Source organism: Bacteroides sp. AM37-9 (assembly GCF_003603455.1).
Classification (GTDB): Bacteria; Bacteroidota; Bacteroidia; order Bacteroidales; family Bacteroidaceae; genus Bacteroides; species Bacteroides xylanisolvens.
The window spans coordinates 14441-27513 of the sequence record NZ_QTNF01000011.1 but is presented as its reverse complement, the minus strand read 5'-3'; the positions used below and the strand labels follow the sequence as shown (position 1 = coordinate 27513).

The following is a 13073-nucleotide window of genomic DNA, read 5'->3' as shown; positions in this document are numbered from 1 at the left end:
AGAAGTTCACTTCCTCATTTTTCTATTTCCCTTCTTCTCTGTCCACTTTGAGCAATCCTCCCGTATTCGGATCAAAATAAACTTTGATGGTAGAATTCTTGTTGAACAAAACCGGAGCCAGATATTCTATCACACCAAATTGAGTAATAGGAAGCTCACCTTCGTAAAGTTTCTTTTTACCGTCGGTCAGTGTAACCATAGCTTGTCCGGGGACGTTGTAGGCGATTCCATCCAAATCTTTCTTCTTCTTACCGTCTTCCTGTGGCATCTTGACCGATTTCAGGTCTTTCAGACTGATATAAAACGGAGTTCCTGCCAAATCATTGTTGGCAACTACACCTAACTTCTTCGAGAAGCGGAAAGCAACTTCATTGTTGAATTCCTTGTCAGGGGTAAGGCGGACAGTGAATGTTCTCTCTTCTTTGTTGCAGGTGCCGGAGAACATTTGCGTCATGGCTTCTTCCTGTGCATTCAGATTGTCGAGCATAATCTTAAGCTGTGCTCCGTCTGAAGGCATATTATCAGCCTGTCCGCGCAATAAGGCATTTTTGCTTTCGCGGATGTTATAGATCTCTTTAGCCACCAGCTCGGCCATCTTAGCGGTGGAACTAGCCATCAGAATCTCTTCGGTCAGGAATTCGCGAGGATTCGCTTTCTTTTGGAGGACTGCGGGGGCGGGAGCAGCTTTTTTGCCTGCACTGCTATTGCTGTAAGGAACATTGATCGTTTTCACAATGCCATCCTCTGTCAGTTCCATGAGCGGTGCTACTGTCTTATCCTTCAATTTTACGAAATACGTAGTTTCGCTGTTGGGCACACCTACGGATTTCACTTTTACGCTAGCCAGTTCCCAGTACTCTTCAGGGTCGGCGGAGACGTTGGTCAGTCGTAGGTAACGATCAGCATATTTGCTGAATTCTCCCGGAGTATAGTTGACTTTGTTGGCTTTTATTTCAAGTTCTATTTGGGTTTTGGGAAGACTGTAAACCACTCCATAGTCTTTTCCTCGGGTAACCCCTGTCAGTACTTCGGTTTGTGCATAGGCGGACGTTGTCATAAGTAGTCCTGCTGCTATAATCAACTTTTTCATATTCGGTTCTTTTTAACTGGTTTTGAAAACAAAGTTAATGAAGTTATTGAAAAAAGGGTAAGTTCTTAACTTTTATTCGCTTACAAGTCGCCATGCTGTCGGCAGACAGGTGATAATATCGCTTGCGATCATTCCGATCATTCCTTGCTTCTTTTGAGCGACATCGCCCGCCAATCCGTGAATGTAAGTGCCGATTTTAGCGGCTTCCTCGGTGGGGTAACCTTGGGCAAGCAGTGCCAGGATTACTCCGGTCAGTACGTCACCGCTACCTCCGGTTGCCATTCCCGGATTTCCGGTTGGGTTGAAGAAACATTTACCTTCGGGGGTGATGATGGCGGAGTAGGCTCCTTTTAAAATAATGTGAACATGGGCGGCACGGGCCAGTTCGCAAGCCTTCATCAGACGTTCGTAAGAGTCCTGGCATTTGCCGGTCAGACGTTCCAGTTCTTTCGGATGCGGGGTGAGGATGGAACCCTTCGGTAGGTGGGTAAGTGCATGACGGTGGTTGGCGAGGATATTAAGTGCGTCGGCATCCACTACAACAGGAGTCTGGCAGTGTTCCAGTTGCTCCAATAAAGCAGCTTCCGTTTCCTCGTTTCGTCCCAGTCCCGGGCCGATGCCGACTGCTTGATAGTCGTCCGTGTCGGTAGGTACGGCAAAACAGGTTTCGTTGATGTCGGTTTCTACGATTGCTTCGGGTATGGAGGTTTGCAAGATGTCGTTGTTGCACATTGGCGCATGGACAGTCAGCAACCCTACTCCCGAACGGAGGCAGGCGCGGGCAGCGAGAACAGAGGCTCCTGCCATTCCTTTTGAACCGGCAATCAATAGTGCATGGCCGAAGTTCCCCTTGTGGGCAAACTGTTTGCGTGGCTTGATGAGTGAACGGATTTGCTCTATTTCCAACATTTCGTAGTTCGTTTCCATCTCTTCAATACCGTCTTCGCTTAATTGGATGTCCAGCACTTCCCATTCTCCGACAAATTCCGTGTTCTCTGCGAAAAGAAAGGCGAGCTTCGGCAGTTGCAGACTGAAAGTTACGTCGGCACGGATAATATTAGCTTTTACGTTGAATGTATTTTCTTCTCCCATCAGTCCGGAAGGAATGTCGATGGCTACTACCATGGCAGGGGAGGAATTGATGTATTTCACTACGGCAGCGAATCCGCCGCTCAACGGTTTGTTCAGACCTGAACCGAATAATCCGTCGATTACCAGATGGTCGGGCGTCAGGGCGGGAGGTACGAATTGGGTACTGATCTCGTGGAATTTTACTTCTTCCATCATTTCTACCAATTCTTTATTGGTCTGGCAGTCGGGTGAAAGTTCTCCTTTCGTGTTGAAGAGAAATACCTCGATTTTATATCCTTTTTCAGCCATCATGCGGGCTACGGCGAGAGCGTCTCCGCCATTATTCCCCGGTCCGGCAAAGATAGTGACCGGCGTTTCCGTATTCCATCTGTCTGTGATGGCTTTTGTTAATACGGTTGCTGCACGTTCCATCAGATCGATTGATGTAATAGGTTCGTTCTCAATGGTATAAGCGTCCAATTTCTTGATACTGCTGCTTGGAAATATTTTCATTGCGATGTTCTTTTAGTTTTCGGATTACAAATGTACATGATTCTTCTGACTTTTCCCGTTTGTTGTGGGAAGAAAACCATAATTGCAACTTTTAATTCATCATTAGTTCTATCTTTGGGTCAGAGAAATATCTGCTTTTGAACTATTAAGTGTTAGAATAACTCCGCCAAAAAATAATTCAATGCAGCACCATTATGAACTTACTTTTATTTCTCCTGAAAAAGATTTCTTCATTTCATTTCTCATATTCTCATTGTTTTTCGATAAACGAAAGCTAATCAAATAGATATCTTATGAGAAACACTTTTTCGAAACGGTATTTCTCATAAGTTCTCCCATATTTTGGCTCAAAAGCCACCTTATTCTCATAGTATTTCAGGGTATTTCTCATAGTCAAAAGCCATTTGTTCTTCCTTTTTTCTTTCAGCCTGCCTTATTTTTATCAGGAAATGAAGCTACTATTTAGATAAAATAGTGGCTTTTTGCTTGAAGATGCTCATTGGTCTCGATTGTCCCATATATTGTGGGAAAGTTTTCCTTCAATATACGGGAATACTTTCCCACAAAATAAGGGAATACTTTCCCAAGCCTTAGGGAATCTTTTCCCACAATATGTGGAACTAAGACACTGTGTATGGAAGCAAGCAAAAGGAATACATAGTTTTATTTATTCAATGTCAGCTTCCGGCACACTACACTATGAGAAATGAAGCAAAATCCGGGTTATTTTGCGAAGAAACTATGAGAAATGCCTGTTTTTAAATCATTTCTCATAGTCTATCTTATTAGTTTACTGCCACTTGTTTCTTATTTATGAGAATATGAGAAATGAAAAATCTTTTTCTGTAGAGGCGCTGATGGAAATTGTGTTTAGTTTATCGCCATACCTTCTTAAACAAATTTTTAATGCGGTTCCCCTTATTAAGCCTTTGATTATTTGCCGTTTCCGATAAAAATGTTATCTTTGGAGATAGATAATGTGCATCACATCATTTTCCAGTGCTCACAATGAAAATGAATTAAAATCTAAATAACGGATTGTTTAATCTTCTAAAGTTTGCATGATGGAAAAGACAAAAATTGGCTTGAATGCCGGGAAAGTATGGCGCATCTTAAATGAAAAAGGTGAACTTTCAATGTTCGATTTGTGCCGTGAATTAAGTTTGACGTTTGAAGACGTAGCTCTTGCTATTGGTTGGCTGGCCCGAGAAGACAAGATCTTTTTGAGGAAAAGAGAAGGAATGCTTTTTGCCAGTATCGAAAATGTCGAATTTACTTTTGGCTAAGGTGGTAGCTAACCTACATTTAAGATGGATCTCCACTTTATTATTTACACTGCTAAAAAGTAATGAAGTGGATCAGTAGGATTTTTTATGCTCGTTTTTACTATTCCCCCTATTATTCTGTTTGATAAGAGAAGCATCTAATCTACTTTTTCTGTACCTTTGCACCCCATAAACTACTAAACACATAAATTCATGAGTGCATTGAAAGGGCATCCGAAAGGCCTTTATTTGATTTTCGCGACAAGCACGGCAGAACGTTTCAGTTATTACGGTATGCGTGCGATCTTTATTCTTTTCCTGACGCAGGCATTATTGTTTGACAAAGAAGCGGCAGCATCCATCTATGGCAGCTATACCGGACTAGTTTATTTAACCCCGTTGATTGGCGGATACATTGCCGATAAATATTGGGGAATCCGTCGCTCCGTGTTTTGGGGAGCGGTAATGATGGCAGTCGGACAATTCCTGATGTTTATGAGTGCCTCCACTTTAGATAATACGAACCTTGCCCACTGGATGATGTATGGTGGACTCGGCTTCCTGATTCTAGGCAATGGTTGCTTCAAACCCACTGTCTCTTCTCTGGTAGGTCAGCTCTACGAACCCGGAGACAGGCGGCTGGATGCTGCATACACCATTTTTTATATGGGAGTGAATGTAGGCTCTTTTGCTGCTCCTTTGATTTGTGGTTATCTGGGTGATACCGGTGATCCGCATGACTTTAAATGGGGATTTCTTGCAGCCGGAATCATGACACTGTTCACCGTTGTTCTTTTCGAGACTCAAAAGAATAAATATCTTTTTTCTCCTTCCGGAGAACCGATTGGTATTATCCCTGATGCTAAACGTGAAAAGAAAGAAGACAAGGCCGACCATATCTCACACCCGAAGATGGACAAACGTACCAAAGTACGTAACACCCTTGTAATCACAATTCTTACCATTGCTTTAATAGCCTTCTTTAACTATGCATTTGAAGGCGATTGGGTGAGTATCGGCATTTTTACCGCTTGCATTGTTTTCCCTGTTCTGATCTTGTTAGACGGTTCATTGACAAAAATAGAACGCAGCCGTATTTTCGTTATCTATATAGTAGCCTTCTTTGTCATCTTCTTCTGGGCAGCCTACGAACAGGCGGGAGCTTCTTTAACTCTCTTTGCGTCCGAACAGACGAATCGTGACATTTTCGGTTGGGAAATGCCGGCTTCATGGTTTCAATCCTTCAATCCACTGTTTGTAGTTGTCCTGGCATATATCATGCCGGGTGTATGGAGTTTCCTGAACAAACGAAAGATGGAACCCGCTTCTCCTACCAAACAAGCGATTGGTTTGTTACTCCTTTCTTTAGGTTATCTTTTCATCTGTTTCGGAGTGAAAGATGCTGTTCCCGGAGTGAAAGTGAGCATGATTTGGCTGACAGGACTTTACTTTATTCATACCATGGGTGAAATAGCTTTGTCGCCTATCGGACTTTCAATGGTAAATAAATTGAGTCCGCTGCGTTTCGCCTCCCTGATGATGGGAATCTGGTATCTGTCTACTGCCACAGCCAATAAATTTGCGGGAATGTTGAGCGGGCTCTATCCGGAAGCCGGAAAAGTGAAGTCAATCTTTGGTTATCAGATTGCTACCATGTATGATTTCTTTATGGTATTCGTCGTAATGTCCGGTGTTGCTTCGTTGATTCTGTTCCTTCTCTCAAAGAAATTACAGAAGATGATGCACGGGGTAGAATAAAAAATCGTATTTTTGCAAGGTGAAGTTACGAAAAGAGTGTAATTTATTGGAAATGAGCGTAGGTTAATTGCTCTTGATAGTAATAGGTTACGATTTAGTTAGTTATCTACTGCATTATCCTTCTGCGCGTTGCGTAACCTTCAAAGAACTCTTCGTATGCAAAAGTAGCTATTTAATTCGAGATTTTGATATAAACTCCCGTTTTTTATCCCCTCATTCATAAGAATTTTCCGTAAAAGCGGTATTGTCCGTCGGCACACCATTGCCCAAAACGAGTTTGGAACAAACGTGTGCCGACTACCGCATAGCTGGAGAAAAGGGCATTGCCTCACGCCTAAACGATGTTTAGACAGATGAAGCAATGCCCCTTTCTTTTGCGCCTATGCCAAGAGGTGCTTTTACGGGTTTTCAAATGATTTTTCTTTTTTCGCTGTCTCTTTTGCCGGAAGCGGAAAGTGAATGCAGAGTGTGTCAGCCTGCCCCATGAATGAAACAGGCGCCCACACACAGCCGGACAAACCGGGAAGAATGATTGTTGCCACCCGGCTGAACAAGTTCCGTCGGATCGGAAACAATCATACTTCCTTTGTTGTGGTTTGCCCTTTTCACGCTTCCGGTGATGTCTTTTTCCTTTTGGTGATTCTTTTTTTTACGGATTTTCCCCTGAAGTTTTTTTCTACACAATCTGCCTCTGTTTTCGTTTACCTCCATTTTGCGCCTTTCAGTAAGCCGCATCAGTCAGTCATTTTCGTTCTGGGCGCAAAGGTAATTCCGGGATTGGACGGGAAAGCAAGGTCAAGCCTCCTGTTTTCGGTAAAAATCTCCAGCCCTGCGGGTAGTATTTTGACCGAAAAACCTTGCATTCCCTAATCCCTACCTTTTCAAGCACCCGAAACGAAAACGACCGATGCGACAGAAAGACGCATAAAAAAAATGTCGGATAAACGAGAGGCAGATAAGATAGTTTGAAACTCAACTCCCTCAGCTCTTGAATCCGCATTAAAAACAAAAAAATCAAAAACAGCGAAGATATGACGGCAACGGCAAATTTCAGACAAATGGCGCAACACATCGGGTTGGCGATATGCGGCTTGATGATGCGCACCGCCTTCGGGGTGTTCGGCATCCTTTGGGGCATCATCAGAGAGATTGTAAACGGAGTGTTCCGAGTGGCGATAGGTGTAATCGTGGCTATCCTTTCCACCATTGCCTTCTTTGGCTTCATCCTTTGGTTATTCACCCTTTAACCCTTACCGACATGGCAAAAAGAAACAGCAAGACGGCAGCGCAGCAGTGCAGATATTACGAGGTGGACAACATCTTCGTGTATATGGTGGAAACGTACATCAACGGCAATTTTGAAACTTTCCGAAGATTGTACCACGAACTGAACAAGGACGCACGGAGGGATTTCATGGACTTCCTTCTCAGCGAGGTAGAGCCGACCTATTGGAGAGAGATACTGAAACAGATAATCTAAAAATGACAGCGATATGAAAGGAACAGACCATTTCAAGAGAACGATATATATGTACTTGGAACAGCGTGCGGAGGAAGATGCGCTATTTGCAAAGAAGTACCGCAACCCTGCCAAGAACATGGACGAGTGCGTGACCCACATTCTGAACTATGTGCAGAAAAGCGGTTGCAACGGTTTCACGGACGGAGAGATATTCGGGCAAGCCATCCACTACTATGAGGAAAACGAGATAGAGGTGGGCAAACCGATGGACTGCCAAGTGGTTGTGAACCACGTTGTGAAACTCACGGCAGAGGAAAAGGCGGAGGCACGTCAGAACGCTGTCCGCAAATACCAAGAGGAGGAACTCCGCAAGTTGCAGAACCGCCACAGACCGTCAGCGAGAAAAGAAAACCAACCCCAACCCTCATTATTTGATTTAGGCTTATGAAACCGAAGACCAAGATACAGAAAGAGGTGGCAAGACTTTCCGCCAACCTTCGCCCCATATCAGCGACACAAATAGATTGGGCATACCGCCACTGCGTTGAGCATATCGGCTACCGCACCAAGAAAGGGAACATCACCTGTTCCGACTGCGGTCACGAGTGGCACAGCGACAGCGGACTATGCGACACCCTTGAAGGCTGCACCTGCCCCAAATGCCATGCCGAACTCAAAGTGCAGGACACACGCAGACGCATCTACAAGGAAACGCAGAATTTCAGCGTGATAACCACCTGCAAAGGGTATCAGGTAATCCGCGTGGCGCAGGTCAGATGCGAGAGCAGGAAAGGCGAACCGATGCGTTTCTACTGCCACGAGGTCGTGCAGCGTTGGATTTCACCCGACGGCAAGGTTACGGACATGGCGTTGCTCCGTGGCTTCCTTTTCTGCTATTGCGATGTGTGGGCATTAGGCAGCGATATGGAGGTAAGACCGCACAACAGCCTATACGATGATGTGGTGGCAAGAAGCTGTGCATATCCAAAGATGAGGATATTGCCCCAACTCAGACGTAACGGCTTCAAGGGCGATTTCCACGGCATCTCCCCCGTGCGTCTTTTCAAAGCCTTGCTTTCAGACCCAAGAATTGAAACCCTTATGAAAGGCGGTGAGATTGAGGTCATGAAACACTTTCTTTTCAATACCCGTACTGCCGATGAATGTTGGGCATCATATCTGATTGCCAAGCGTCACAAGTATCAGATAGACAACCTCTCAATGTGGTGCGACTATCTGCGTATGCTCAAAAAACTCGGTCAAGACCTCCGTAACCCGAAGAACATCTGTCCCGAAGATTTCATGGCGGCACACGACAACGCAACCCGAAAAATTGAAGCCATACACGAGAAGGAAAGAGCCGCAGAGCAACGCCGTTGGGAGATTGAAAGGCGTGAGCGTGAGCAACAGCGACAACTCCAACGAAAGAAAGATGCGGAGGATTTCATCGCCAACAAATCCAAATTCTTCGGCTTGGTAATCACGGACGAGGAAATAATCGTCAAGGTGCTTGAAAGCATAGACGAGTATTACAACGAGGGCAAGACGCAGGGCATCTGCGTGTTTGGCAGTGGATACTACAAGAAAGCCGACACCCTCATACTATCGGCAAGGATTGGCGATGAGATTATTGAAACCGTAGAGGTGGACTTGCGAACCCTCGAAGTGGTGCAGTGCCACGGCAAGCACAACCAGGACACCGAATATCACGAGCGCATCATAGACCTTGTGAACAAGAACGCCAACCTTATCCGTGAGCGGATGAAAGCGGCATAGCATAACCCCTAAAACAACATTGATATGGAAGTAAGAATTGAAAGTATGATTTGTGTGTGGGATGATGCAATCCCCACGATGTTCCTTGAATTTGTGAACCTCCTCACTCTCACAACGAGTGAGGGGGAATTGAGAAAGAGCGTAAAGGAGTTTGCCGAGAAGCACGAACTTGACAAGTTTTTCCTTTACGGCTTCGGCTCACACCATTTCTACCTGCACCAACGCTACACAAGCAACCCCGAAATGGTGATGAAGAACAGAGTTCTGTCAGTACATTTTTAACCATCTAAAAAGCAACATTATGACAACACGAATGACCATCAACGGAGTAAGCACCTGCGCGGAAGCAGGTACGGAGAAATACGAGCGTTTCCAATCGGGTATCGGAAGACGCAGGCGGACACTTGTGCAGTACGACTACCGCCACCCCATAGACAGAGAATTGTTCTCTTGTGTCAAACCCACGTTGGACGAGTGCCGAGCCGCACGGGACAAGTGGCTGAACGCAAAGAAGGGAAAGGAGGACAGACTATGAACACGACCTATCAAACGCTGATAGTCAAGTTCAGCGAACCTATCACGGCATTGGACGGTATCTTTGACGATACCGGAGCGTGGGGAACGGACACCCTCAAGGGGTGGATAGATGATTACGAAAGCACACGTTTCACCGCCACCGACAGCCATACGGCAGTCATCACGAGCGAGTACAATATGGAATGTGTGAAAGAGTGGCTACAACGGCAGACCCCCATTTCCGAAATGCGAGAATTTTGAACGGGATGGCGGTGTCCGCACCGCCAATACTTAAAACCCTAAAAACAAAAGATATGATAGCCAAGACGATATTACAGCAGATAGGCGGAAAACGCTTCACCGCCATGACAGGTAGCCGTGATTTCATAGATATGGGCAACGGCTTACGGATGAGCCTTGCAAGGAACAAAACAAGTGCCAACCGCCTTGACATCATCTATGACGAAGGGGCAGACCTCTACAATATGCGCTTCTACCGCAGGACGTTCAGCAAAAAGACCTTTGAGTGCAAGACAAAGGACATTGCCGTACACGAGGGTATCTATTTTGATATGCTGGAGGAAATGTTCACGATGGTGACGGGACTTTACACACGCTTTTGAGTGGCGGGGCGGCGAGAGCCGCCCTACTTTCTTTCAGTGAGCATGATGGCGGACAAAGAAAGTAGCAAAGAAACCTTTGTCCAATCTGCGATAACTAAAAAATCCGCAAGTAAAACTTGCGGAGGCTATATATTGGGTCGTTATTTTTTGGTGGAGGGGAATGATAATCTCGAACCGTTGAACTACACATTTCTGCTTCGTCTCCATTTCCCCCAACGATTTGATACGTTCAATCATTTTTGTTGTTCCTTTCTGAATTTTCCTAAATACTTTCTTCATAATTTCGCTATACTTTTTATGGTTAATAACTATGTTTTGTATTGCTCTCACAACACTTACAACTTGAAGTGTTATTTGGAAACCGATAGGCAAAAATGGCTCAACGATGTCAATTAACGAGAAAATCCTACGATAATCTATCAAGTGATAGAGCAAAAGACGTGCCAAGTTAAATATGGCACGTCTTTTGCCAGTTTTGTCAGTCCTTTTATGGGATATACAACAGCGCAAACTCCGCCTTTCTCCGTTTGAGCAGCATGGCGTGGCGTTTTCCTTTGTAGTTGCAGAAGGCTATATACTCACGGTAGATGTTCCTGTCACCAGCTTCCAGCTTCTTGATTAAGGTGCTTTTGGGGATTGTTTTGCTGCCTAACAGCTTCGCCGGTCCCACATTGTAAGCTAACGTGCCAAGCAAAATCGAATCAACCCCGAATTTACGGAACATGGCGACAAATTTGCGCAGGTCTTTCCGCAAAAGTTCATCCGCATCCCGTTTTGTCATGGTTCGTGCCGAATACTTCTCGTTTGGCAAAAGTTTGTGACCCCAACCGACGTATGGGTAGTGTTTTTCTGAGTGCCAGCCTTCAAAGTAGCGGCAGCATAAAAAAGCACGTTCCATAAGCGGCAGTCGGTAGATTGCCGCCTGCCCGTCCGTTCCCTCTTGGCGGCTGATCTGCGCGGACACAGAACAGACCGTCAGAAGTGAACAGAGCATTGTCATGAATACACGCATCATTTCAACAAGGGGCTGAAGTTGCCGATGGGAACGATGGTAAGATCGTCGTCCTTTACATTCCTGTTGTTGAAGTCAAATTCCAGTTCGTAGGAGTTGCTAAAGTTATCCTCCACCACCACGATGAAATTATGCGCCTCATCACCCGCCGCCGTGTAGTACAGGCGGAATTTTTCGTTCTCCAGCAGGTAGCGGTCGTTAGGCAGGAAGGTGATGCCGTTATCCATTTTGAGCGAGCCTTCCCCCTCGAACTGGAAATAGCGGATGGTATAGAGCGTACCCGAAAAGTCGCCCTCCTTTTTCAGTTCACAGCGGATTTCCACTGTCTGCCCCTTTACTACCTTGTTCGGCACGGGCATGACCTCCACCGTGAAGGGATAGGACTGCTGGATGTCCATGTCATCGTCACATGACACGAGGGTGAATGACATGGCGGCTATCAGGCATAACGCCACTGCCTTGAATATTGATGTTCTCTTGTTTCTGTTGTTCAGTATGTTCATTGTTCTTCGATTTTTAGATGGTTGTTTTTCTGTTTTTTCGTTGTCAGTTGCAGGTACTCGTTCAAGTCCTTGCAACCGTCATAGAGGGAGGAACGGTCGGTGACACGTTCCCCGTATCGCATGGTAAGTGCGGCAAGCGTCCGCCGTCCGGCTTCGTCACGGTCGAGGAAGCAGCCGATGCGCCCGTATCCGTCCAGCAATCCCGCCGCCTTCTCCACGTTGGCGACTGAGTTCAGCACAAGACAGTCAGCGTTACCGGTTACACCAAGCGTCACGGCAGAGAGAAAGTCCATGAAGCCCTCGAACACGAGGCACTCGTCAGCCGGGATGTCATTCGCCTTTACCAGTGATACAGACTTCGGAGGTATGCAACCCTTGAAATATCGGCTTCTGACTTCATAGCCACCTGCCATGTTCGGAAAGCCAACGGCAAAATACCGTTTCCCACGCACACCGTAGTTCAAGCGGCAGCAGTGACGGGATGCGATGGCGTAAGGGATGCCCCGTTCCTCTAAATACTCCGTCAGCAGTGAGCGGAGCAGCGGAGCGACCTCCACATCCTCAAAAACGGATTCGGTCGGCTTCGAGAGATAGACGGGCTTTTCCCATCCGGCAACCGTCATATTGGCGGCTTCCGCTATGAACTTCGCTTGCTTCATGAAGTCATCGCTTTGCAGAAACTCCCCGGCAAGCGTGAAGATGTCGCCGCCCTTGCCCAAACCGAAGTCGTACCAGAGCTGTTTCGCCACGTTCACACGGAAAGAGGATGTGCGCTCGCCCCTGTACGGGGCAAGATACCACAGCTCGTTACCGCTCCTTCTGACAGGCTCATGCCCCAGCCGTGCGAGAAAATCCGCAAGCGGCATCCTTCTGACAGCATCTATTTCCGTCCTTTCCATGCCCGTGTCAGTTGATGATGAACTTGATACCGACCCCGAACTGCGTGTGGAACTTCCGTGTGTCGCCACCCCAAAGGCAACGCTCCCGCAGGTTGGCAAGCAGGGCGATACGGTCTGCCACGTAACACTCCACATCGAGCGTCAGCGCACCGCCGTAGATGAAGGCGTCCCGGTCGTGCAGCGTGGAGCCGTCATGCAGCACCTTCTTCCCCCAATTTACCGCCTCATATCCGGCGAGAGCCGAAGCCCCGGCATAGACGAAAACAATCTTTCGGGCGTCCGACAGTATCTTGAAGTAATAGCCGCCCTCCGCCGTGAACTGCGCCACGGGTATCTTGGTGTCCTTGTAGGGATTGTTCTTCAACAGGTATTCGCCACCGAACACCCACTTGTTCCCCTTCTTCGTGTAGGTGGAGAGAGCCGCCCCGAAGCTGTACCCGCCGTCCTTGCCGCCGAGATTGAAGCCGTCCGCCATGTCCGCCCTCACCTCGATGCCCTGCATCTTCGGCAGACACCGCTGGGCGTGCGCCTGCCCTGTAAAAAGGGCAAGCGACGCGATGATTATTGCGATGTACTTTCTCATGG

19 protein-coding genes are annotated in these 13073 nt (G+C 46.7%); 11 read left to right on the top strand and 8 right to left on the bottom strand.

All coding sequences use genetic code 11. The annotated features are described in order from the left end of the window. Positions 1-22 precede the first annotated feature (22 nt). The gene (locus tag DW862_RS09520) at positions 23-1090 is read right to left on the bottom strand and encodes a DUF4831 family protein (RefSeq protein WP_009039717.1); all 1068 of its coding nucleotides are present in this window, start codon (positions 1088-1090) and stop codon (positions 23-25) included. Positions 1091-1162: 72 nt separating this feature from the next. After that, entirely contained in the window at positions 1163-2674 is a 1512-nt protein-coding gene (locus DW862_RS09515; RefSeq protein ID WP_087322627.1) for an NAD(P)H-hydrate dehydratase, read from the bottom strand. A gap of 1061 nt (positions 2675-3735) precedes the next feature. Here DW862_RS09515 and DW862_RS09510 point away from each other — a divergent pair. Together DW862_RS09510 and DW862_RS09505 are read left to right on the top strand one after the other, a co-directional pair. Then, on the top strand, positions 3736-3960 hold the full coding sequence (locus tag DW862_RS09510; protein WP_004301899.1) for a winged helix-turn-helix domain-containing protein: 225 nt from the start codon (positions 3736-3738) through the stop codon (positions 3958-3960). A 192-nt stretch (positions 3961-4152) separates the two neighbouring features. Continuing rightward, positions 4153-5697, top strand: coding sequence for a peptide MFS transporter (locus tag DW862_RS09505; protein ID WP_004301900.1), 1545 nt, complete (start codon positions 4153-4155; stop codon positions 5695-5697). Positions 5698-5837: 140 nt separating this feature from the next. On the opposite strand, the gene DW862_RS26730 is transcribed toward DW862_RS09505, so the two are convergent. Then, on the bottom strand, positions 5838-6050 hold the full coding sequence (locus DW862_RS26730; RefSeq protein WP_007567577.1) for a hypothetical protein: 213 nt from the start codon (positions 6048-6050) through the stop codon (positions 5838-5840). A 106-nt stretch (positions 6051-6156) separates the two neighbouring features. On the opposite strand from DW862_RS26730, the gene DW862_RS26725 reads away from it, so the two are divergent. The 9 genes from DW862_RS26725 (at position 6157) to DW862_RS09450 (ending at position 10074) form a co-directional block, all read left to right on the top strand. Beyond that, a complete protein-coding gene (locus tag DW862_RS26725; RefSeq protein ID WP_004291538.1) occupies positions 6157-6567 on the top strand; it encodes a hypothetical protein in 411 nt (136 codons plus the stop codon). A gap of 161 nt (positions 6568-6728) precedes the next feature. Further along, a complete protein-coding gene (locus DW862_RS09485; protein ID WP_004291535.1) occupies positions 6729-6944 on the top strand; it encodes a hypothetical protein in 216 nt (71 codons plus the stop codon). A gap of 11 nt (positions 6945-6955) precedes the next feature. After that, positions 6956-7177 carry a hypothetical protein gene (locus tag DW862_RS09480; protein WP_004291534.1) on the top strand — a complete coding sequence of 74 codons (222 nt, stop codon included), beginning with the start codon at positions 6956-6958 and terminating at the stop codon, positions 7175-7177. 13 nt (positions 7178-7190) lie between these two features. Next, a complete protein-coding gene (locus DW862_RS09475; RefSeq protein ID WP_004291533.1) occupies positions 7191-7607 on the top strand; it encodes a PcfK-like family protein in 417 nt (138 codons plus the stop codon). Next, entirely contained in the window at positions 7604-8935 is a 1332-nt protein-coding gene (locus DW862_RS09470; protein WP_004291532.1) for a PcfJ domain-containing protein, read from the top strand. The genes DW862_RS09475 and DW862_RS09470 overlap by 4 nt, the downstream gene beginning before the upstream one ends. A 24-nt stretch (positions 8936-8959) precedes the next feature. Beyond that, positions 8960-9217 carry a hypothetical protein gene (locus DW862_RS09465; RefSeq protein WP_004291531.1) on the top strand — a complete coding sequence of 86 codons (258 nt, stop codon included), beginning with the start codon at positions 8960-8962 and terminating at the stop codon, positions 9215-9217. Positions 9218-9236: 19 nt separating this feature from the next. Further along, entirely contained in the window at positions 9237-9470 is a 234-nt protein-coding gene (locus DW862_RS09460; RefSeq protein WP_004304291.1) for a DUF3873 domain-containing protein, read from the top strand. After that, a complete protein-coding gene (locus DW862_RS09455) occupies positions 9410-9712 on the top strand; it encodes a hypothetical protein (RefSeq protein ID WP_005783104.1) in 303 nt (100 codons plus the stop codon). The genes DW862_RS09460 and DW862_RS09455 overlap by 61 nt, the downstream gene beginning before the upstream one ends. A gap of 53 nt (positions 9713-9765) precedes the next feature. After that, a complete protein-coding gene (locus DW862_RS09450) occupies positions 9766-10074 on the top strand; it encodes a hypothetical protein (RefSeq protein WP_004304290.1) in 309 nt (102 codons plus the stop codon). Between the two features lie 33 nt (positions 10075-10107). On the opposite strand, the gene DW862_RS26720 is transcribed toward DW862_RS09450, so the two are convergent. From DW862_RS26720 to DW862_RS09425, 5 genes are all read right to left on the bottom strand, one after another. Next, on the bottom strand, positions 10108-10497 hold the full coding sequence (locus DW862_RS26720; protein WP_004291527.1) for a hypothetical protein: 390 nt from the start codon (positions 10495-10497) through the stop codon (positions 10108-10110). Positions 10498-10561: 64 nt separating this feature from the next. Continuing rightward, positions 10562-11089 carry a glycoside hydrolase family protein gene (locus DW862_RS09440; RefSeq protein WP_004291526.1) on the bottom strand — a complete coding sequence of 176 codons (528 nt, stop codon included), beginning with the start codon at positions 11087-11089 and terminating at the stop codon, positions 10562-10564. Next, positions 11086-11589: a DUF3872 domain-containing protein gene (locus DW862_RS09435; protein WP_004291525.1), complete on the bottom strand. Its 504-nt coding sequence runs from the start codon at positions 11587-11589 to the stop codon at positions 11086-11088. The genes DW862_RS09440 and DW862_RS09435 overlap by 4 nt, the downstream gene beginning before the upstream one ends. Further along, positions 11586-12488, bottom strand: coding sequence for a toprim domain-containing protein (locus tag DW862_RS09430; RefSeq protein ID WP_004291524.1), 903 nt, complete (start codon positions 12486-12488; stop codon positions 11586-11588). Before DW862_RS09430 ends, DW862_RS09435 begins: the two co-directional genes overlap by 4 nt. 7 nt (positions 12489-12495) lie before the next feature. After that, positions 12496-13071 (bottom strand): conjugal transfer protein TraO, encoded by a 576-nt coding sequence (locus DW862_RS09425; protein WP_004291523.1) that lies wholly within the window; start codon positions 13069-13071, stop codon positions 12496-12498. Between the last annotated feature and the right edge of the window lie 2 nt (positions 13072-13073).

Excerpts from the sequence above, each read along its gene's own strand:
- DW862_RS09520 (WP_009039717.1), bottom strand. The coding sequence starts at position 1,090 with ATGAAAAAGTTGATTATAGCAGCAGGACTACTTATGACAACGTCCGCC.
- DW862_RS09515 (WP_087322627.1), bottom strand. The coding sequence starts at position 2,674 with ATGAAAATATTTCCAAGCAGCAGTATCAAGAAATTGGACGCTTATACC.
- DW862_RS09510 (WP_004301899.1), top strand. The coding sequence starts at position 3,736 with ATGATGGAAAAGACAAAAATTGGCTTGAATGCCGGGAAAGTATGGCGC.
- DW862_RS09505 (WP_004301900.1), top strand. The coding sequence starts at position 4,153 with ATGAGTGCATTGAAAGGGCATCCGAAAGGCCTTTATTTGATTTTCGCG.
- DW862_RS26725 (WP_004291538.1), top strand. The coding sequence starts at position 6,157 with ATGCAGAGTGTGTCAGCCTGCCCCATGAATGAAACAGGCGCCCACACA.
- DW862_RS09485 (WP_004291535.1), top strand. The coding sequence starts at position 6,729 with ATGACGGCAACGGCAAATTTCAGACAAATGGCGCAACACATCGGGTTG.
- DW862_RS09480 (WP_004291534.1), top strand. The coding sequence starts at position 6,956 with ATGGCAAAAAGAAACAGCAAGACGGCAGCGCAGCAGTGCAGATATTAC.
- DW862_RS09475 (WP_004291533.1), top strand. The coding sequence starts at position 7,191 with ATGAAAGGAACAGACCATTTCAAGAGAACGATATATATGTACTTGGAA.
- DW862_RS09470 (WP_004291532.1), top strand. The coding sequence starts at position 7,604 with ATGAAACCGAAGACCAAGATACAGAAAGAGGTGGCAAGACTTTCCGCC.
- DW862_RS09465 (WP_004291531.1), top strand. The coding sequence starts at position 8,960 with ATGGAAGTAAGAATTGAAAGTATGATTTGTGTGTGGGATGATGCAATC.
- DW862_RS09460 (WP_004304291.1), top strand. The coding sequence starts at position 9,237 with ATGACAACACGAATGACCATCAACGGAGTAAGCACCTGCGCGGAAGCA.
- DW862_RS09450 (WP_004304290.1), top strand. The coding sequence starts at position 9,766 with ATGATAGCCAAGACGATATTACAGCAGATAGGCGGAAAACGCTTCACC.
- DW862_RS09440 (WP_004291526.1), bottom strand. The coding sequence starts at position 11,089 with ATGATGCGTGTATTCATGACAATGCTCTGTTCACTTCTGACGGTCTGT.
- DW862_RS09435 (WP_004291525.1), bottom strand. The coding sequence starts at position 11,589 with ATGAACATACTGAACAACAGAAACAAGAGAACATCAATATTCAAGGCA.
- DW862_RS09430 (WP_004291524.1), bottom strand. The coding sequence starts at position 12,488 with ATGGAAAGGACGGAAATAGATGCTGTCAGAAGGATGCCGCTTGCGGAT.
- DW862_RS09425 (WP_004291523.1), bottom strand. The coding sequence starts at position 13,071 with ATGAGAAAGTACATCGCAATAATCATCGCGTCGCTTGCCCTTTTTACA.